The 19638-nt window shown below is 61.2% G+C and carries 18 protein-coding genes; all 18 read left to right on the top strand.

What is annotated here, in order from left to right; translation table 11 throughout:
- The first annotated feature begins 272 nt into the window (after positions 1–272).
- The 18 genes from VJ464_15600 (at position 273) to VJ464_15515 (ending at position 19610) form a co-directional block, all read left to right on the top strand.
- Entirely contained in the window at positions 273–758 is a 486-nt protein-coding gene (locus tag VJ464_15600) for a hypothetical protein (GenBank protein ID HKQ06558.1), read from the top strand.
- A gap of 539 nt (positions 759–1297) precedes the next feature.
- Positions 1298–3526, top strand: a complete 2229-nt coding sequence (locus tag VJ464_15595) for an AAA family ATPase (protein HKQ06557.1) — start codon at positions 1298–1300, stop codon at positions 3524–3526.
- Positions 3527–3568: 42 nt separating this feature from the next.
- Positions 3569–4585: a Pvc16 family protein gene (locus tag VJ464_15590; protein ID HKQ06556.1), complete on the top strand. Its 1017-nt coding sequence runs from the start codon at positions 3569–3571 to the stop codon at positions 4583–4585.
- Between the two features lie 240 nt (positions 4586–4825).
- Complete coding sequence (locus VJ464_15585) at positions 4826–6688, top strand: phage tail sheath subtilisin-like domain-containing protein (protein ID HKQ06555.1); 1863 nt, start codon at positions 4826–4828, stop codon at positions 6686–6688.
- Between the two features lie 14 nt (positions 6689–6702).
- Positions 6703–7884: a phage tail sheath subtilisin-like domain-containing protein gene (locus VJ464_15580; protein ID HKQ06554.1), complete on the top strand. Its 1182-nt coding sequence runs from the start codon at positions 6703–6705 to the stop codon at positions 7882–7884.
- A gap of 77 nt (positions 7885–7961) precedes the next feature.
- Positions 7962–8396, top strand: a complete 435-nt coding sequence (locus tag VJ464_15575; protein ID HKQ06553.1) for a phage tail protein — start codon at positions 7962–7964, stop codon at positions 8394–8396.
- Between the two features lie 184 nt (positions 8397–8580).
- Positions 8581–8958 carry a phage tail assembly protein gene (locus VJ464_15570; protein ID HKQ06552.1) on the top strand — a complete coding sequence of 126 codons (378 nt, stop codon included), beginning with the start codon at positions 8581–8583 and terminating at the stop codon, positions 8956–8958.
- Complete coding sequence (locus tag VJ464_15565; GenBank protein ID HKQ06551.1) at positions 8955–9110, top strand: DUF6760 family protein; 156 nt, start codon at positions 8955–8957, stop codon at positions 9108–9110. The genes VJ464_15570 and VJ464_15565 overlap by 4 nt, the downstream gene beginning before the upstream one ends.
- A gap of 80 nt (positions 9111–9190) precedes the next feature.
- Positions 9191–9790, top strand: a complete 600-nt coding sequence (locus VJ464_15560) for a phage tail protein (GenBank protein HKQ06550.1) — start codon at positions 9191–9193, stop codon at positions 9788–9790.
- 10 nt (positions 9791–9800) lie between these two features.
- The gene (locus VJ464_15555; GenBank protein HKQ06549.1) at positions 9801–11273 is read left to right on the top strand and encodes a hypothetical protein; all 1473 of its coding nucleotides are present in this window, start codon (positions 9801–9803) and stop codon (positions 11271–11273) included.
- Positions 11264–11929 carry a LysM peptidoglycan-binding domain-containing protein gene (locus VJ464_15550; GenBank protein HKQ06548.1) on the top strand — a complete coding sequence of 222 codons (666 nt, stop codon included), beginning with the start codon at positions 11264–11266 and terminating at the stop codon, positions 11927–11929. Before VJ464_15555 ends, VJ464_15550 begins: the two co-directional genes overlap by 10 nt.
- Before the next feature lie 12 nt (positions 11930–11941).
- Entirely contained in the window at positions 11942–13000 is a 1059-nt protein-coding gene (locus tag VJ464_15545; protein ID HKQ06547.1) for a contractile injection system protein, VgrG/Pvc8 family, read from the top strand.
- Positions 12997–13644: a phage baseplate assembly protein V gene (locus tag VJ464_15540; protein HKQ06546.1), complete on the top strand. Its 648-nt coding sequence runs from the start codon at positions 12997–12999 to the stop codon at positions 13642–13644. Before VJ464_15545 ends, VJ464_15540 begins: the two co-directional genes overlap by 4 nt.
- Before the next feature lie 3 nt (positions 13645–13647).
- Positions 13648–14046 (top strand): PAAR domain-containing protein, encoded by a 399-nt coding sequence (locus tag VJ464_15535; protein HKQ06545.1) that lies wholly within the window; start codon positions 13648–13650, stop codon positions 14044–14046.
- 10 nt (positions 14047–14056) lie between these two features.
- Positions 14057–14461 carry a GPW/gp25 family protein gene (locus tag VJ464_15530; GenBank protein HKQ06544.1) on the top strand — a complete coding sequence of 135 codons (405 nt, stop codon included), beginning with the start codon at positions 14057–14059 and terminating at the stop codon, positions 14459–14461.
- A complete protein-coding gene (locus VJ464_15525; protein HKQ06543.1) occupies positions 14461–17412 on the top strand; it encodes a putative baseplate assembly protein in 2952 nt (983 codons plus the stop codon). Before VJ464_15530 ends, VJ464_15525 begins: the two co-directional genes overlap by 1 nt.
- 60 nt (positions 17413–17472) lie before the next feature.
- Positions 17473–18840, top strand: coding sequence for a hypothetical protein (locus VJ464_15520; protein ID HKQ06542.1), 1368 nt, complete (start codon positions 17473–17475; stop codon positions 18838–18840).
- A gap of 14 nt (positions 18841–18854) precedes the next feature.
- Positions 18855–19610, top strand: a complete 756-nt coding sequence (locus tag VJ464_15515; GenBank protein HKQ06541.1) for a phage tail protein — start codon at positions 18855–18857, stop codon at positions 19608–19610.
- Positions 19611–19638: the final 28 nt, after the last annotated feature.

Raw genomic sequence — 19638 nt, 5'->3', positions numbered from 1 at the left:
GTTAATAATTTGGTCGGCGGCGGCTCACGCGCAGGTTTAGTGAGAACGCTGCCCGGTAACTTAAGGCGGAATCTTAGCCACCTCTAATGTTCGAATAGACACTGGGATGAATAAGTCTGACAAAAGCGCAATAAATGATAGCGTTGCCCGGATAACCTGGGAATGATGTCACAACATTCTCAGTGATTAATAACTAATGCGCCAGTTGACAGATCGTCAAGGGGAGCCTCAAGTTGAGGCCGAACAGACGGCAACATCAAGGAACAACCACCGTGACTACTCAAGAGTTTATCATCAGCTTGTTTTGCCGAGTCGATGATCGGATGCGCGAGGTCGAAAAATATCCGCAAGCCAGGCTCTTCCCCGGCGCACTGGTGACGATTGCCTTGCTGTTTGCCATCAAGGGCGGCGGCAAGCTGGGCTTGCTGTTGAATCAGTGGGGCCCGGTCGTCAAGTGGGACTGTGCGACCGGGAACATTTATGACGTGTATTTTCACCCGCTGATCGAGGCCGTCAAAGAACATCTGATCATGCTGACCGGCGGCGGCTTTCAAGCGGCGAGCCGCGACCCGGAGAATATGAAAGTATGCGCACGCGGCACGTGGAACGTGCGTCTGGCGGAGACGGTGCGGTTGATGTTGACGAGGGTATATCATTTCAATAGATTAGCCATCGGTGTGGACCTATTTCCTAGCGCGATTGGTCTACACGATGGCGGGTTTCAATCTGCTGGGAACCTGGAACGGGTTGGAATTTGATGAAGAAGGAATTCTGCATCTCTCCATCGCCGAATTCGGTCTGCGGGCGCTAGTACGATTGGTTAATAAGCTCTAGCCTTGTCCCTGTGTTCAGCTCTTCGTCCTCAATCCCCAGCCTAAGAGCAATAACCAGCGCCCACGCAACGATACGGGACGTATCATCTGTTTGTCAATCATAGCCTCGCAGAGGCCACGAGGTCATGGTCGTTAGAGGATGACGGCCGCGTCCTTTTTGATCAGATCGCGTCAACGGTTTGCTGGCCTCCCCGAGAGGGAAGAGACCGGCTCGCCGAAAAACCAAACGGTTAAAATGGGCCCCCAAACGGGAGCCCTATTTTCTTGTCCTTCTTAAAAAGTTGGTATATACTCCGCTAGCCTTTACAGTAGCGGATATAGCAATCCAAGGACCGGTCGTACCAAAAAATCTGTGTAGTTAATAAATAACCTCCTGCCCAGAGGCACCATCTTCTGGCGATCACCTCTCGCTGTTTGGTATTACTAAGCGGCTCTTGCTCAGTTCTAGCCTCACGAGGCCGTATATGCACTTAACTGCCGCCGAACCGGCAATTGACCAGCCAGGGGATATCAGATACGCCTCCAATTTAGAGCATCTCCGCGACGAGATGAAATGGCTGGATAGTCTCATCCGCCTGAAGCTGCTTGAGCAGGAAGCGCCGTCGGCGCCCGCGGACAGATTCCGCGGCCTGGTGATGTCGAAAGCAGAAGTTGACGCGCTGGTTGCCGAGGAGCCCGCCGGCGCAGATGAAGAGGATGGCAGCCCTCAAGGCGCAAGGCGGCAAGCGGCAATCCATTTTTTAAGCTCTCTCGAATCCCTGATTGAGCGTAAGAAGGCGTCGAGTCTTGCGGCTGGGATTGATCTTGCCCTGCCGCGCCTCTGCGAAGTCCTCAGGCTGACGCGATTTGAAGGCCGCTGCCTGCTGATCTGTCTCGCGCCCGAAATCGACCGCAAATACGATAGCCTCTTCGCGTATCTGCAAGATGACATCACCGCTAAGATGCCTTCCATAGACCTGCTGCTGAATCTACTGTGCGACACGCTCGACGAGCGCCTGGCGGCGCGGCAGGGATTTGATCCGCGAGCGCCGCTCGTCAAGTATCGCCTCTTGCGGGTCGCCGACGGCGCCTTCGACGGCCCCGCGACTTTGCTTTCGCGCTCGGCAAAGCTTGAGGACGGCGTCGTCAACTTCCTGCTCGGCTTCCCGGAGATTGATGCGCAACTGGATGGCATGGCCCGACTGGTCGGTCCTGAAGCCGGCGCGCCGTCGCTGCCCGTGGACGAGGCGGCCAGGAGACAGATCAACGATTTCATCGGAGCGCCGCGCAATCGCCGCGAAGAGCAGCGCAATCGCCCCGAAGCATCGTCCGGCTGCCCGGTCTTCTTCTTCTCAGGGCCTGACGGGTCGGGCAAGCGCGCGCTCGCCGAAACGGTCTGCCGCGACCTAGGGCTCCGGCTGCTGGTCGCCGATGTGAGCCGAATGCCGGACGCCCAGCCGGCTTTTGACGAGGCGGTTTGGCGGCTGGGCAGAGAAGCCACTTTGCGGGACGCCGCGTTGTGCCTTGAAGCGTTTGACGCCTTACTCGCCGACGACGCACGCCGCGCCTGTTTGAACTCGCTGCTTGAGATGATGGGCACGTTCTCGCCGCCGGTTTTTCTGCTCGGCAATCAAAACCGGGACCTGCCCGCGCCGTTCAGCCGCGCCCCATTCGTTCACCTGAATTTTCCTGTGCCCGATGACCGGCAGCGCAAGCAGCTCTGGGAAGGCCACCTGCGCCGGCACGGCCTGCCGACGGATGAGGCGGAGGCGCGGGCGCTGGCTTCGAGCTTTAAGCTGACGGCGGGCCAGATTCAGGCGGCAGTGAGCTTTGCCGAGAACCTCGCCCAATGGCGCGCCCCCGATGGTGCGCGAGTGACGTTGAAAGACCTCTACGCCGGCTGCTCGGCTCAGGCAGGGCTGCGGCTGGGCGCGCTGGCGCGGAAGATCGAGCCGGTCTTTGAGTGGGACGACATTGTGCTGCCGCCCGATCAACTGGCGCAGCTCGGCGAGCTTTGCGAGCAAGCCGGCAGTCGCCACACGGTTTATGGCGACTGGGGCTTCGGCAACAAGCTGGCGCTCGGCAGGGGCGTGACCGCGTTGTTTTCGGGCCCGCCCGGCACCGGCAAGACGATGGCTGCCGAGGTGATCGCCAACGCGTTGCGCTTGAATCTCTACAAAATCGATCTCTCACAGGTCGTCAGCAAGTACATCGGCGAGACCGAGAAGAATCTCCATCAGGTCTTCAACGGCGCGCAATCGAGCGGCGCCATCCTGTTTTTTGACGAGGCCGACGCGCTCTTCGGTAAGCGCAGCGAAGTCAAAGACGCGCACGACCGCTATGCCAATATCGAAGTCGCTTACCTGCTGCAAAAGATGGAAGAGTACGACGGCATCGCCATACTGGCGACGAACCTGCGGCAGAATCTCGACGCGGCATTCGCGCGGCGGATGCGGTTCATCATCGAGTTCCCCTTTCCCGATGAAGCCTACCGTCGGCGCATCTGGAAAGGGCTCTTTCCGCCCCAGGCTCCGCTGTCAATTGACGGCGGCGACCTTGATCGCCTGGCGAGCGAGATCGGGCTGGCTGGCGGCAACCTCAGAAACATCGCGCTGGCGGCGGCGTCGTTTGCCGCGGGCGAAAACGCGGCGATTCAAATGTCGCACATCCTGCGGGCGGCGCGGCGCGAATATCAAAAACTCGGACGGGCTTAGCGCCGCCGCGCCTCGGCCCGGCGCTTTGACAGTGCGCCAGAGATGATCGAGCACCTGAGCAAAACTTTGCAGGCGCTGCTGACCTTGAATCAGGCCCCGCCTGACCAGGGCCTCAAAGAGTTTTTTGCTGGCCTCAAGAAGCAGTTCCCCTTATTGGCCGATTCGATCCAGGCTTTGGCAAAGGATTTTCCCGCTCTGGCCACGGCGGTGATCAAATTTGACCGCCCCATAGACAATTACCAGGGCGAAGATACCGGCACCGTCAACCTGTTCCTCTATGACATCCGCGAAAACATGGAGCTGCGGAGCAACGAGCCGATCATCCAGCGCAACAACGGCGAGGCGATCTTGCGCCGCGCGCCGCGCCGCGTCGCCTGCTCGTACTTGGTCACGGCGTGGTACGGCAGCGCCGAAAAAGATAAGGAATTGAAGGAGCAGGCGCTGCTCAGCCAGGCTTTGCAAGTGCTGTCGTCTTTCCCCACCATCCCCGGCGAGATGCTCTGGGAGAGCCTCAAAGAGCAGCAGCCGCCGCTGCCGATGGTGACGCTGGCCGCCGATGGGGTGAAGAATCCCGCGGAGTTTTGGACGGCGCTGGGCGGCAAGCTGCGGCCCGCTTTCACCGTCACCGTCACCGTTTCGCTGCCGGCCTTGACGCCGGAGAAACCGGTGGCGCTGGTGAAGAAAAGAGAGCTGCGCGTCGGCGAAAAAGCGCCCGGCGGGCAGGACCTCGTCCGCCGCGGCCAAGAGAAAGATGCGGATGTTGTGGAAAGCCCGTTCAGAATCTTCGGGAGAATTACCGACCCGGAGGGCGCGCCGGTCAGGGGCGCAATCGTCACCGCCACAGACGACGAGACCGAGATCAGCGCGACCGCAGACGATGCGGGTCGCTATAGCCTTGAGGGACTTTCGACCGGGACCTACACCTTGCGCGCGGCGTCCGCGTGGAAGCAGTCCGACCTGAACCCTGAAGGCACGTCCATCACCATCCCGGGCGCGGCGGAACGTAGCTGCGACCTCAAGCTAACGCGTGGGAGCGCGACCCAGAAGAAAGGAGACTAAGCTATGCCGCAGTATCTATCGCCAGGGGTCTATGTCGAAGAGGTGCCTTCGGCCATCAAGCCGATTGCCGGCGTCAGCACCAGCACGGCGGCTTTCATTGGGATCATCCCGGATTCCTTCGCCGTCCCGCCGAGCATTCAGGTCAGCGGCGAGAAGATCATCGCCGATGGGAGCGAGCGGGCGCGGCTGGAGAACTACCCGGTCTCGGATGATCCGGGAACCTTTCAAATCCAAATTCCCATGCCCGCCGTCGTCAAGACGATTGAAAATGATCACGTCAATCGAGCGTCCTACGTCACGGTGAAGCTGGCTCCGGCAAAGACAGATGACATAAAAGCAACCTACAATTACCTGGTCACGAAAACGATTGCCGATGCCAGCACCAAGCTCGGCACCGGCACGGGCTTCGAGCTTGAATTCCAGACCGCCGAGGCGAAGCCAGCAGCCGTCGATACCGGAACCTACAGCGTCAGGAAGCGGGATCAGCAGGGGCAAGAATCACCAATCGGCGCAACCCTCAGCAAAGGCGCGAACAATAGATACTCTCTGGCGTTCCCCGCCGGAACGACCTTCGCCGCAGGTGATTCCGTCATCCTCGACTACCGGGCACAGGCCAAGGATGAGCCCGTCGGCGCGGAACTGAAGGATGGCAGTACAACCACTTTTGATCTGAAGAATCCGCGGGCGATACAGGCCGGGGCCACGGTCACGCTCGGGGGGGCGCCTCACACGCCATTCACCATTTCGAGTGACACGACCAAGTCACAGATCACCATCACCAAAAGCCTGCCGGAGAAAACCGAGATCACGGTGGATTACCTGGTCGGCGGCTTAATGAAAGGACAGCCGGTTCCCAGAGGCGGCACAGATCCAACCCTCTTCAAACTGAGCGACAATCCTGTCCTGCCTGACCCGAAGTCCTTTCAGGTTTGGGTAAACGGCAGGCCCGAATCGAATGTGCAGGTCATACGTAAGAGTGACGGTTTCTATTTGCAGTTTAGCACCGCGCCGACCGGCCCGGTGACGGCGGATTACACGATGTTTGCTTTCTTCAAGCCCGTGCCGACCGGCACGGCGGTGCTATGCACCAGCTTCAGCGACTATAAGCGGAGTTTCGGAGATTTCTCGTCCGACCGCATGCAGAACTACCTGACGCACGCCGTCTACGGTTACTTCAATAACGGCGGCACCCGTTGCTACGTGATTCGCGCCCAGGACAAGACGCCGCCCAGCACCGACGCCTTCGACGCCGCCTTCAACGCGCTCGACCGCATCGAGGACATCTCGATTGTCGTCGCGCCGGGCATCACGGATGACACGGCGCGCGGGGTGATTGTCGCGCGCTGCTCCAGGAAGGGCGACCGCTTCGCGATCTTCGACAGCCCCGAGACCGTGGATAAACTCGATAAGCTGACCAGGCTCGCGGCCGCCGATGGCGTGATGCCGCAGCGAACCGATGTCGCGGCATGGTATTTCCCCTGGATCAAGACCTTCGATCCCGTGACCAAGACGCTCAACCCCGATGGCGACGGCACGATCAACGTCCCGCCGAGCGGCCACATCGCCGGCGTCTATGCGCGCGTAGACACGCAGCGCGGCGTCCACAAGGCCCCGGCCAACGAAGCCGTGCTGGGCGCGCTCGGCGTCGCGCGGCCCTTGAGCAAGGCCGAGCAGGATGGCCTCAATCCCAAAGGCGTCAATTGCATCCGTGTGATCAACGACAGTGTCCTGCTGTGGGGGGCGCGCACCGTCGGCGGAGACATGAATACAGACCTCAAGTACATCAACGTCAAGCGCACGCTGCTGTTCTTGAAGAAGTCGATCAACGAAGGCACTCAGTGGGTGGTTTTCGAGCCCAACTCGCCGGCCCTGTGGCAGACGATCACGCGCAACGTCACCGCCTTCTTGACCAGCGTCTGGCGGTCGGGGGCGCTGTTCGGCAACACGCCGCAGGAAGCCTTCTATGTGAAGTGCGACGCCGAGACCAACCCGAAAGATGCGCGCGAGACCGGGCAGATCATTACCGAGATCGGCGTCGCGATTGTTCGCCCCGCGGAGTTCGTCATCTTCCGCATCAGTCAGTGGGCTGGGCCGGGCCAATAGCTTGAGGTGTACGGATGAGCTCGACACGCAACATCCCCGGTGTTTATCGGCAGGAGGTCGTTCTCAGCCCCGGCCCGGAGTTGACGACCGGCACCGCCGGGTTCGTCGGCTTCGCTGATTCAGCCGACGAGGAAACGACCCGCCCGCGCATCATCGCGCTGCGCCGATGGGATGAGTTTGCCGCCAGGGTCAAGAGCGCGCCGGGCAGCTACCTGGCCGCCGCCGTCGCCGGTTATTTCCAGAATGGCGGGCGGCGTTGTTACGTCGCCTGCGCCGGGCTCAACCTGGATGACAGCGACGCGCTGCTCGAAGCGCTCAAATCCTTAGCGCCCGTGACGGACATCGACCTGGTCGCCATTCCCGACGCGCTGACGTTCTATAATCCGGGCGCGGCGAATCAAGGGGTCGCGCTCGACCAATTGCAATTCGCCCTGCTTCAGCATTGCGAGCGTAACCCGGGCCGCATGGCCATACTCGACGCGTGGCCAGCCGAGACCGAAGCCGTGACCGAACAGCGCCAAAGGATCACGGCGGGAATCAGCGAGCCGGTCAACGGGGCGCTTTATTACCCCTGGATCAAGACCGATGCCGGCCGCCTCGTGCCGCCCTGTGGGCACGTCGCCGGCATCTACGCGCGCAGTGACGGGCGCGCCGGCGTTTTCAAAGCGCCCGCGAACGAAGAGATACTCGGCGCGCTCGATCTGGGAATTCTGGCGAACAAGGCGGGGAGCGGGAAAGGCGCCCATGTGCCCGTCGTGCCGGATCAGGAGGCGCTCAATCCGCAGGGGGTCAACTGCCTCAGAGCTTTTCCGGGACGTGGCATTCGCGTCTGGGGGGCGCGCACGCTCAGCCGCGACCCGGATTGGCGCTACATCAACGTCCGCCGCTTGTTTCTGACCCTGCAACGCTGGGTTGACCTGAAAATGAGTTGGGTGAGCTTCGAGCCGAACACGCCGGTGCTGTGGATTCGCATCACGCGAGAGATCGACGCTTACCTGATGGAGCTATGGAAGGCAGGGGCGCTGGCCGGCGAGACGGTCGAGCAGGCGTTCTTTCTGAAGTGCGATGGCGAAACCAATCCGCCGGAGGCGCGCGAAGCCGGGCAAGTCATCACCGAGATCGGACTGGCCCCGGCCCGGCCAGCGGAATTCATTGTGGTTCGGATCATTCAGCACACAGGCGTAGCGCCTCAATGAAGCAGCGCCGTGGCGCTCGGATTGCCCGGCGCGGCGGCCCGACCAACGATTCTTAGAGCAGAGCGAAGGAGAGACTTATGGCGACAGGACAAAGAGTGGACCCGTATCTCGGATACAATTTTCTGGTTGAGATTGATGGGATCACCCAGGCCGGGTTCCAGGAAGTCAGCGGCCTCGATGTGAGCACAGACTCGGTCGATTATCGCGAAGGCTCGGACCCTGGCCATAGTAGGAAACTGCCGGGCATGACCAAGTTCGGGGCGATCACGCTGAAGCGCGGCATCACCGATTCCGACGAGCTATGGAAGTGGAGAATGACGGTCGTCTCAGGAAAACCCATCCGCAAGAATGGCTCGATCATCCTGCTTGACGCGAGCGGCAGTGAAAAGATTCGCTGGAATTTTTTCATGGCCTGGCCGTCAAAGTGGACCGGCCCATCGTTCAATGCCGGCAGCGCGGCGATAGCCATCGAAACGCTTGAGATCACGCCCGAAGAGATCGCCAAGGCTTAAAAGCGGCGCGGCGGTCAGCGCGGCTCTGCGGTGGCGCGTCGCCCTGTAGCGCGGCGCGGCGGTCGCCCCGGCCTCGCCGCTTCTCAGGGCTTGCTTCCCAATCATTGGCGGCGCGGTTAAACAGGCTTTGAGAAATCCCTCACGGCCTGACGGCGGCCTCGGCCATTACGACCGAAGGGGGACTATGTTAGAAACCGAGATCGATTTTACTTTGCCGATGGGCTACCGCGACGGCGAGGGCAACCTGCACCGCGACGGCAGGATGCGGCTGGCGACCGCCTTTGATGAGATCGCCCCGCTGAAAGACCCGCGGGTGCAGAGCAATCCGGCTTACCTGATTGTCATTCTGCTGGCGCGTGTGATTACCAGGCTCGGCGCTCTTGAATACATTAACCCGAAGATCATCGAAGGGTTATATGCCGCCGACCTGGCCTACTTGCAGGACCTCTACCGGCGCGTCAACGAGAATGGCCATGCGCGGGTGCGGGCGCAGTGCCCGCATTGCGAGCAGCAATTCGAACTGGAGATTGCCAGCCCGGGGGGGCCTGGCGCTACCCCATAGCGCGGCTCTATGAAGAGGTAGCCTACATCGCTTACCACTTCCACTGGCCGCACGACCAGATTCTCGCAATGGAGCACCTGGAGCGTCAAAAGTGGGTGGCAGAAATCGCCAGAATCAACGAGCGACTCAACGAGCAGGCAAGGCCGACCTAGCAGCCGTTCAGAGCGGCGCGTCGCCGGCTTGAAGAACCCGCAGTGAATCCGAGCCATCTGACCGAAAGGAGATCGCCATCATGCCCGCTGTCGGACTGAACGCCGCATTCACGCTGCTGAGCAATGCGACAGGCATTCGCATTGATCCCTACTTTACCTTCAATTTCTTTGTCGAGATTCAGGGCATTCTCTCCGGCGGCTTCTCGGAAGTGAGCGGCTTGCAGGCGGAGACCGAGACGCAGGAGTACGCCGAAGGCGGGTTGAACAATTATGTGCACCGCTTCGCCGGGCGCACGCGCTGGCCGGCGCTGACGCTCAAGCATGGGCTGACGCCAATTGACGGACTGTGGCTCTGGCACCAGCGCGTGGTTCAGGGCAACGTCATCCGGTTGAATGGGACGATTTACTTGCTCAACGAAATGCGCTTCCCGGTGCTCTGGTGGAATTTTAAGAACGCCTTTCCGAGCAAATGGACGGGGCCGGACTTGCGGGCCGGCTCAAGCGACATCGCCTTTGAAAGCATCGAGCTTGTCCACGAAGGGTTGAGCCGTCCCATGCTGGCAAGCATGGCGGCGGGTCTCGGTGCCGGGGCGGCGGGACTGACCTCCGTGGATTCGAAGGTGGCAAGCACCGTGGCCGGTAGCGGCGCGAAAGCCGCGGGCTTTCTCCGCTCGCGCTAAGGATTCTGGAATGAGCGACGCACATGAAGAATCGGAAGGCCGATTAGTTGACCTTTCGCAAAACGCTGTGAATGAGCGGCTCTGGCAGAGGGCGTCAGCGCCTCTGGGCGTGATCGATGTGCGCTACGCTCAGCAAAAATACTTTCGCTTCATGCAATGGCTCGGCCAGCGCACCGCGCTGCTCGATCACTTGCGGAGCCGTTACCGGGTCGAAGAGATGCAAGCCGGGGGTGAGCCGCTGTTTGCCGCACCCCATCCATCGAGCGAGCCGGCGAATATCTTCTCGACAACGATTCAATCTATTTCGCCTGACGCTCAAGCTGGAGCGACTCCAACTGAGGGGCCGCATGGCCAGAGCGGCTGGGGCAAGCGGCCTTCGGGGCTTGCGGAAGTTTTGGCGGCACACTCCGCAAAGCCGGGGGGCGAGCCGGAGGCTTCACCTGAAGGAACCTATCGCATCAGCCGCCGACCGCCGGCCAAGATGCCCGAAGCCGCCGCGTCATCACCCACGTCATCACCCGGCAGACGGTCGCAGGCGGCTTCGTCCAGCCCATCGCCGCCGGCTGAAACAACTTCGCCGCGACCGGCGCAGGGTGAAACGACCTCGCCCCGAACCCCGCCTATTTTGGCAACCGAGAAGACGCCGCCCGGTGGCCGTATGGCTGAGCGCCCGGCCACCGATCAGGCGGTGCAGGGATTCGTTTTCCAAAAGCGCATCACGGAAAGCCCGGAGGCCGAAGCCGCTGTTGAGAACAGACAGGCAAACGTGCAACTGAAACGCGCGGACGCGGCCTTGAGAAGTGAGCAAGGGCGTGCGGACTCACGCGACGCGCAACGCGCTGATCGCAAAGTCGTCAGTGATTCGTCGTCGAACGATGCCGCCGCGCCGGCGTTGCCTCTGGTAAAACCACTGGCGGGGCCTGCTGACCGTGAAGCCGCAATCGTTCAACCGCGAGGCGACGCCGCCGTGTCGCCGCCGATTGCCAATGCGCCGGCTGCCCCGCTCACGGTCAGGCCGCCGCTCTTATCGCGCCGCCGCGAAACGGCGCGCGAGTCGCAGCCGGCTGACGTGGCAGCGCAGAGCGCGCGCGCTGTCACAGCGCGCCGCAATCCGCTCACGCTGGTTGCCCCTGAGATTCAGAATGATTCGGCGAATCTGGAGAGGCCGGAAATCATCTGGCGCAAGCCGATGGATGCGCCGCCAATCGCTCAGTCGGATGCGCCGCGCGCCGCTCATCTCACGGCGCAAGGCGTTACGGTTGCGCCCGCCGCCCCGGCTCCATTCACTCCCGCCGCCGCGCCTTCGGGACAGGCAAGCGGACTGCCCGGCACGCCGGCGCGGGCTCAGACGCAGAGCGCGCCGGTGCAGGTCGAGCAGCTCAGCCCGCAGGTCATTCGCGTCATCTCCGAGCGTGTGATGCAAGCGATTATGCTCGACCTCAAGCTTGAACGCGAAAGGAAAGGGATCAACAAATGGCGCTAGAAAAACTGCGAATCATTCCCCAGGACAGCAATCTGAGCGAGGTCGTGGCGCTGTTCAACCCGAGCACCTATTCCATCAGCAAGAGTGTCGAGTACCAATCGCATCGCCGCAAATCATTGAACGCGCCGCTGCTCAGTTTCGTCGGCGGCGGCAGCCGCACGCTCAGCCTGCAACTCTTTTTCGACGTCACCGAATCGCCCCTCGTTGATGGGATGCCGACCAGGGATGTTCGCGCCCTGACCAATAAGCTCGTCGAGCTGACGCGAATCAACCGCAACACGATGCGCCCGCCGGTCTGTCGCATCTTTTGGGGCAGCAGCCGGTTTGCCAACTCCGATTTCCCTTTTACGGGCGTCGTCAATCAGTTGCAACAGGAATTCACTTTCTTCGACAGCAGTGGCACGCCGCTTAGAGCCAACGTCAACGTCTCGTTTACAGAGTTCCTTGGTTGGGGGAAAGAGGCGGAAAAAGACCGGCGCAAGACCGACCCCATCTTTACCACGCGGGTCGTCCGGCGCGGCGATACTCTGAATGGCATCGCCGCCGAAGTCTACGGCGACCCGGGCGCGTGGCGGGCTATCGCGGAGATCAACGGCATCGATGATCCGCGCCGCCTCGAAGTCGGCAGGTCGTTGCAAATTCCTGAGACGGAGTGAGGGGGCGGCTTTATGCCGGTCAGAGAGGATCAAATTGCCGCCTGTGAGATGGTCTTCGGCGGGCAGAGGCCGGACGAGTCACTGCTGTCGTTTGCCTTGTCGGCTTCGGTTGATCTCGCCATCGGCAAGCCGGGCATGTTCGCGCTGGAGATGGAAGGCTATGACGAGAATCAGGGCATGGGTTGGATGGAAGACGACAGGTTTGCGCTCGGGACGATTGTCGAAGTCAAGATGGGCTACCGGAACAGCCTGGAGTCGTTGTTTTACGGTACGGTCATGGGCATAGACCTTTCGCTGCCCGCTTCGCAGCCGCCGCGCATGACGGTGCGCGCTTTTGACCTGAGCCATCGCATGACCAGAGGCGAAAAACGCCGCGCCTTCGCCAATCTCAAATTGAGCGACATCGCGCGCAAGCTTGCCGGCGAAGCGGGGCTGACGCCGCGAGTGCACGATAGCAGCGACACCCGCGAATACGTCGAGCAAAAAGGGGAGACCGACATGGCCTTCCTGTTACGGCTGGCCGAAGAGATGAACTACCACCTCTTCGTGATTCATAAGGAGATGACCTTTAAGCCCGCCTTACGCAGCGCCAGCCCCAGGCTGAGACTGGCCGTGGACGATAACACGCTGATCGATTTTCAAGCTCACCTGTCGCTGGCGCGGCAGGTCAGCGAGGTGGTCGTCCAGGGCTGGGACGTGGCGAAGCAGGCCGCCATCACGGGCCGGGCCATGGCCGGCGATGAAACCTGGACGATGGGCGGCACAAAGAGCGCCTCGACGCTGCTCAAAGGTAACGATCAAGCCGTCCACCTGATCAGCGAACACCCGGTGATGACGCAGGAGGAAGCTAACCATTTTGCCCTCGCCCGCCTCAACAAAGTGTCGCTTGATCTGATCGAGGCCAGCGGCTCGGCGGTAGGCTCGGCGGCCATGCTACCCGGCGAGATCATCGAGATTGCCGGGGTGAGCGCGTCGTTCAAAGGGCTTTATTGCCTGACCGGGACGACGCACCGCTTCGATTTTGAGAGCGGCTATACGACCAACTTCAGCGCGCGGAGGAATTCCATATGAGCATGAGCGGCGCCTTGCTTGATAGCCTCGCTGAGCGAGAGCCGGCGCACAAATCCTATGGCGTGGTGGTCGCGATGGTGACGAGCGTCGAGGACCCGGAGAAGCTGGGCCGCGTCAAGGTCAACTACCCCTGGCTGGGCGAGAACGCGGAAGGCACCTGGGCGCGCGTCACCGCGCCGATGGCCGGCAATGGAATGGGAATCTACTTTATGCCGGAAATCGGCGACGAAGTGCTCGTCGCCTTCGAGCACGGCGACGGCAGATTCCCCTACGTCATCGGCTCGCTGTGGAGCGGCAAGACGAAGCCGCCTTTGAAACTCGGCGAGGGCAAGAATGATGTGCGCCTGATCAAATCGCGCAGCGGCCATGTCATCCGCCTGACCGACGAAGACGGCAAAGAAAAGATCGAGATCATCGACAAGAGCGGCAAGAATCGGGTCTCGATTGAGACGGCGACAAATACCATCACCATCGCTGCCGACAAGGATGTGACGATCTCGGCGCCGAAAGGCACGATCAAGCTCGACGCCCAGAAGATTGAAATCGTTTCCTCTGCCGACACCAAGATCGAAGCGGCAGCCGGGATCGATGTGAAGGCTTCAGGCACCCTCAATGTCAAAGGAGCGGCGGTCAACATCAATTGAGTTATGGGACAACCGGCAGCTAAACAGGGCGACCAGGTCGTCGCCGTTGATACGCACATCGTCATGGTTCAGGCAGGCCCGAGCCAGGTGCCGACGCCTTTGCCGCACCCGTTCGCCGGAATCCTCAACGACGGCCTGAGCCAGGATGTGAAGATCATGGGAAGGCCTGCGGCGACGGTCGGCAGCACGGCTGACAACCTGCCGCCGCACATTCCCATGCCGCCGGGCCTGGCCTTTCAAAAGAACCCGTCGAACAAGGCGACCATTCAGATCGGCAGCCCGACAGTGAAGATCAATGGCAAGGCGGCGGCGCGCAATGGCGACGCGGCGATGACCTGCAACGATCCCGCCGATAGTCCCGCGGGCACGGTCATCGCCGTGGGGACAGTCTTCATCGGATGAGGAGAGTAGGATGTCCAAACCGTTTCTCGGGGTCGGGTGGTCTTTTCCGCTCGATGCCGTAAAGCAAGGCGACAAGGCGGTGTTGCGCACCGCCGACTACGAAGAGAGCGTTCGCCAATCGATCTGGCTGATTTTGGGCACCGCGAAAGGCGAGCGCGTCATGCGCCCGGATTTCGGCTGCGGCATCTATGACCTCGTCTTTGAGACCAACTCCGCGTCGACGGCCGGGCGCATCGAGGAAGAAGTGCGAGACGCGCTGCTGTTTTTCGAGCCGCGCATTGATGTGCTCGCCGTCCATGTGACCTCCGAGGGGCAGGGCGAGCGCCTGTTGATCAGCATCGATTATCAAGTTCGCGCCACCGACAACCTGTTCAACCTGGTCTACCCATTCTATCTTGAAAGGACTTCGGCGTAGTGAGAGAGCCCGCGCCAAAGATCGATCCGCGGACCGCGCCTGACATCTTCGAGCAGGTCGCGGAGCTGATTAAACAACGGCTGGCGGCGGCGGCTCCCGGCCCGAACTGGGAGGGCTTTGATCCTACGCGGGGCACGAGTCGGGCGCTGCTCAAAGTCTTCGCGCGCTTCGGCGAATTAATCACCGACCGGCTGAATCGCGTCCCGGACAAAAACTTTCTCGCCTTCTTAGACTTGCTCGGGGCGGCGCTGTTGCCGCCGCGGTCGGCGCGCGTGCCGCTCACCTTCCGGCTTGCCGAAGGCGCTGGCGGCGCTGTCGTTCCCGCCCGGACCGAAGTGGCTGCCGTCGCCGCGGCGGGCGAAGAGGAGCCCGCCGTCTTTGCGACCGAAAGCGAGCTGATCGTCACCGCGGTAAGGCTGAAGGCCGCTTTCACCCGCGACCGGACGAGTGACGCTTACGCCGATCATTTCTTATTGCTCTCCGCGTCGGGCGTACGCGGCCAGGAGCCGGTGTTTCAGGCCGCCCCGCCAACCGCAAGGCCAATCGAACACGTTCTCTACATCGCGCACGATAAAATCTTCACCCACCCCGGCGAAAGAACGAGCATCACGATTAAGCCGACGCTGTCCGGGGAAGGCAGACCGAACGTCGCCGCGGAGGTCTGGGATGAAGCAAAGGGCGATTGGATAGAGAAGTGGCGCGGCGAGATAACCGGTATCGCAAATTTCGATCTGAAGGGCATCAAGCCATCGCCGACGGCCATCAATGAGATCGTTAAACGCTGGCTTCGCGTTCGGCTGATCGACAAAATCACCGCCGCCACGAAGCTGCCCGCCATGAGCGCGATAACCTTTAGCGCGACCTTCAAGCGGGAAAACCAGAGCATCGAGCGCGCCTTCACCAACAGCATCCCGGTTGATCTGAGCCGCGGCTTTTACCCTTTCGGCGAAAGCCCGCTGCCGGGCGACACCTTTTACCTGAAGCTCGATCCTGACTTCGCGGAAGCCGACGGCACAGTGACGCTCGATGTCGTGCTGAGCCTGGTCGGACAAACGCCGACGCCGGCCCAGCTAAACGCCGCCGTGGCATGGAGATTCTGGAACGGCACCGCCTGGACGCCATTCGAGCCGAACAAATTGACGGACAACACAGAGGGCTTCAAGAAGCCGACAGATACAGCCGGGGCTAAAATCAGCTTCACCTTGCAGGCAAGCCCGAAGCTCACTCAGGTCAACGGCGTCGAAGGCTACTGGGTGAGCGCGCGCCTGGAAACCGGCGGCTATGGGCCGAGGGCCGAACTCAAAGTCGTAAAGGACGGCGATAACTACACCTACACATCAATCGCCGCCGCCGCGCCGCGGATCAGCTCGATTCGTGTCAGCTACGAGACCAACCTGACGAACAAAGAGCCGGAGGCCGTTGTGGCCTACAACGACTTCACCTACGAGAATCGCGCCGCGCTGAGTGATACGGATAAGGCGAAATTCGTCCCCTTCCGTGCTTCCAATGATGCGCCGCCCGCCTTCTATCTCGGATTCGCGCCGCCCGCCAATCTGACCGGGATGCCAAACAGCAAGCTGAGTCTTTACGTCCATGCTTCCGGCGAGAGCGACGCCACGGAGCGCCCGGAGATCGAATGGCAATACGCGACCGGCGCGGGCAAGGGCGACTGGGCCAGCCTGACGGTCATTGACGCCACGGCGAACTTCACCGCGTCGGGTGTCATCGAGTTTCTTGCGCCGCCCGACTTTGCGCCGCGCGCTGAATTCGGCGAAACGCTTTACTGGCTGCGCGCTGTCCGTAAGAGCGGCAAGTACACCAGCGAGCCGCAGATTGCGGCCCTGCTGCTCAACACGGTGATGGCCAGTCACGCCACGCGGATCAAGGATGAAGTGATGGGATCGAGCGACGGCAGCAAGAATCAGACCTTCCGCACCACGCTTGCCCCTGTGCTTGAAGGGCAGTGGCTCGAAGTGCGCGAGCTTGAAATGCCTTCGCGCATGGAGCAAGACGAGATCAAGAAGCACGGAGGCGAAGATGCCATCTCGGTCGTCAGAGACGAAGCGGGCCGCCCGCTTGAGGTCTGGGTGCGATGGCAGCAGGTGGCCGATTTCTACGGCTCAGGGCCGCGCGACCGCCATTACGTGCTCGATCATCTGGCGGGCGAAGCGCGCTTCGGCGACGGCATCAGTGGAATGATCCCGCCCCTTGCCAGCGGCAACCTTCGCATGGCCAGCTACCGGACGGGCGGCGGCCAGAGCGGCAACAAGCCTGCGGGCACGATCACTCAGCTCAGAACCAGCCTGCCTTATGTCGAGGGCGTCAACAACTATGTCGCGGCGTCGGGCGGCGCAGAGGCCGAAGCTTACGAATCGCTCGTCGAGCGCATGCCGCGGATGATTCGCCACGGCGGTCGCGCCGTCACCTATGAAGATTACGAAGACCTGGCGATGCTGGCTTCGCCCGACGTGGCGCGCGCACGATGCGTCAGGGTCTATGAAGAAGAGGATGTCGGCAATGTCAGGCTGATCGTCGTGCCCCGCTTGACCGACTCCGAACCGCTGCCGACTCTGGAGATGAAACGACGCGTGCAGGAATTCATTGACGAGCGGAAATCGCCGCTCGTCGAGCTTACGGTCGTCGAGCCCAATTACGTCAAGGTTGGCGTCACGGTCGGGATTGCGCCAACTTCGCTTGAGATCGCCGGCGAGTTGAAGCTTGCGGTGCTGGAAAAGATCACCGGTTTCCTGCATCCGCTCACCGGTGGGTTTGCGGGCGAGGGCTGGGACTTTAGCCGCCAGCCGCACCATTCAGACCTCTATTACTTGATCGAACAGATTGCCGGAGTTGATCACGTCATCAGCCTGGATATGAAGCTGACGCCCGACCAGGACATGAGCGAATACCAGTTGGTTGCTTCCGGCAAGCATGAAGTGACCTGCCGGTTTTGATTCGCCAGCGGCGCGAGCCGGGCCTTACAACCGGGAATGATTTGCGGGACGCGGAGCGCGATGCCGATAAAATTACCGAATCTCGATGATCGAACCTACGCCAGCCTGGTCGAGGAAGCGCGGGCGATGATCCCCGTCTATGCGCCGGAATGGACGAACCATAACGAATCTGATCCGGGCATCACGCTCGTCGAGATGCTGGCCTTTGTGACCGAGATGCTGATCTACAGGCTGAACCGCGTGACGGTTGAAAATGTCATCGCCTTTTTGAACCTGATCGATTACAAGGGCGCGCGGAAAGCGGAGGATTACCCCGACCGCGCCCGGCTGACCGAAGAGGTGCGCCGGGTCGTGACCGAGCTGCGCACGCCCTATCGCGCCGTCACCTATGAGGACTTCAACCGGCTGGTCCTGGGGAATTTTCCTGAGCAAGTGGCGCGGGTCTTTACCACCACCTTGAAGGATAAGCGCAACGATAAGCCGGTCGATGTCATCAAGGTCTTTGTCGTTCCGGTCCTGCGCCCGACCGTGCTGGTGAACAAGGATAACGGGTACAGCGACCACTCAAGCGACATTCGCAAGCCCGGCCATATCCAGTTCCATCTCGTCTCGCAGGAAAGCGAATATCTCTACGTCGGGATGGAATCAAAATTCGATGCCATCCGGTTCAATCTTCATACACGCGTCGCGGGCCGGGCGCTGAAATTCACCTACTCGCAGGGCGGCGACGAAGACGGTGGCGAGGCGCGATGGGCGAATCTGCCGGTGGCGGATTTGACGGCGGGCTGGGCCGCGAGCGGCCTGGTTGCCTTTACGCCGCCAACCGATTGGCAACCGTCAACCGTCAACGGCAAAGAGATGTACTGGGTTCGCGTGGCGGCCACGAAGCCGCCGGAGCGGGCTGAGGCCAGCGCCTATCAAGTTGCCGTGCAATCGGTTCCGCTATTGCCTGAGCAGGGGGGCGACGCCCTGCTGAACGCCATAAAAGCAGACCTGGCGACGCGCAAGCTGCTGACCACCCGGCTGAATGTGGCGGGACCGAGTTACAAGCGCATCGCCGTGAAAAATGTCACCCTCCATCTCAAGCCGGGCGCGGTCGAAGCCGACGCCGAAAAGGCCGCCCAGGAAGAGTTGAGCCGCTTCTTTCATCCGCTGATCGGCTGGCGCGACGGCAACGGCTGGCCCTTTGGCCGCGCCGTCTACCTTTCAGAAATCATCGAGCGGCTGGCGGGTTTGCCCGGCGTGAACTTCGTCGCAATCAAAAAGGACGCCACGCCGTTACAGCTTATTGATCCGGCGACCGGCAGGGTGACGCAGCAAGCGGCTGACTTTATCAAGCTTGAGCCTTTCGAGCTGGTCGATTTTCAAATCATCCAAAGCGAGTTTGCAACCGAGACTGCGCCCCAGCCGCGCGGCTTGAAGAAATAAAGCGGAGACGAATTATGTCGAGCGATCCACAGCCATCGGGCGAATTGCTGAAGTATCTGCCGGCGGTCTTTCACGCGGACGACTTGCTCGCCGATTACCTGTCAGCCTTCGAGCAGATACTGATTGGTGCTAGCGACCCGCCGCTGCGCAGCCTGGAGGCGACCATCGCCGGCATCAGCAACTACTTTAACCCGAAAGAAGCGCCCGAAGAGTTCTTGCCCTGGCTCGCCGGCTGGATGGCGTTCGGCATGCGGGCCGACCTGCCGGTCAACCTCCAGCGCGAGTTTCTGGCCCAGGTCATCAGCCTCTACAAGAAACGCGGAACGTCGGACAGCATGAAGCAACTTCTCAGGATTTTCACAGGGGCAGAGCCGACGATTCTGGAAGGCGACGACCTGGCCGACACCAAAGACCCTGCCTGGAACGTCGCCGATGGCTATCAGAAATGGGCTGGTGTCGACGCTGACGGCAAGCCTGATGGCAAGGGGGATGGCAAGCCGGAGCATGCCTTCGGCGTGCTGCTCTCTTTTATGGACAAACAGGGCGGACAGGACAGGACAGCTCCAGAGATACAGCGCAAGCTGATCATCGCTTATGCGCTGATCGAGCTGGAAAAGCCGGCGCACACGATCTTCTATCTGGTCCCGGTCTTTCCGAGCCTGAGGCTGCCCGACTTTTCGGCGGGCGAACGCGCCGCCGGTCAAACCGATCCCAAGGCACATAGCCGTATCGGCTTCAACACGCTGCTCGGCGTACGTTCGACGAAGTGATGAGACTCGCGCAAGAGAGGAGAATGTC

This window comes from Blastocatellia bacterium, assembly GCA_035275065.1.
GTDB lineage: Bacteria > Acidobacteriota > Blastocatellia > UBA7656 > UBA7656 > DATENM01.
The sequence above is the reverse complement of the archived record's forward strand: the minus strand, read 5'-3'. Positions and strand labels throughout refer to the sequence as shown.

Excerpts from the sequence above, each read along its gene's own strand:
- VJ464_15520 (HKQ06542.1), top strand. The coding sequence starts at position 17,473 with ATGCCGATAAAATTACCGAATCTCGATGATCGAACCTACGCCAGCCTG.
- VJ464_15545 (HKQ06547.1), top strand. The coding sequence starts at position 11,942 with ATGCCGGTCAGAGAGGATCAAATTGCCGCCTGTGAGATGGTCTTCGGC.
- VJ464_15555 (HKQ06549.1), top strand. The coding sequence starts at position 9,801 with ATGAGCGACGCACATGAAGAATCGGAAGGCCGATTAGTTGACCTTTCG.
- VJ464_15560 (HKQ06550.1), top strand. The coding sequence starts at position 9,191 with ATGCCCGCTGTCGGACTGAACGCCGCATTCACGCTGCTGAGCAATGCG.
- VJ464_15575 (HKQ06553.1), top strand. The coding sequence starts at position 7,962 with ATGGCGACAGGACAAAGAGTGGACCCGTATCTCGGATACAATTTTCTG.
- VJ464_15515 (HKQ06541.1), top strand. The coding sequence starts at position 18,855 with ATGTCGAGCGATCCACAGCCATCGGGCGAATTGCTGAAGTATCTGCCG.
- VJ464_15580 (HKQ06554.1), top strand. The coding sequence starts at position 6,703 with ATGAGCTCGACACGCAACATCCCCGGTGTTTATCGGCAGGAGGTCGTT.
- VJ464_15530 (HKQ06544.1), top strand. The coding sequence starts at position 14,057 with ATGTCCAAACCGTTTCTCGGGGTCGGGTGGTCTTTTCCGCTCGATGCC.
- VJ464_15585 (HKQ06555.1), top strand. The coding sequence starts at position 4,826 with ATGCCCGCCGTCGTCAAGACGATTGAAAATGATCACGTCAATCGAGCG.
- VJ464_15570 (HKQ06552.1), top strand. The coding sequence starts at position 8,581 with ATGTTAGAAACCGAGATCGATTTTACTTTGCCGATGGGCTACCGCGAC.
- VJ464_15540 (HKQ06546.1), top strand. The coding sequence starts at position 12,997 with ATGAGCATGAGCGGCGCCTTGCTTGATAGCCTCGCTGAGCGAGAGCCG.
- VJ464_15590 (HKQ06556.1), top strand. The coding sequence starts at position 3,569 with ATGATCGAGCACCTGAGCAAAACTTTGCAGGCGCTGCTGACCTTGAAT.
- VJ464_15550 (HKQ06548.1), top strand. The coding sequence starts at position 11,264 with ATGGCGCTAGAAAAACTGCGAATCATTCCCCAGGACAGCAATCTGAGC.
- VJ464_15595 (HKQ06557.1), top strand. The coding sequence starts at position 1,298 with ATGCACTTAACTGCCGCCGAACCGGCAATTGACCAGCCAGGGGATATC.
- VJ464_15535 (HKQ06545.1), top strand. The coding sequence starts at position 13,648 with ATGGGACAACCGGCAGCTAAACAGGGCGACCAGGTCGTCGCCGTTGAT.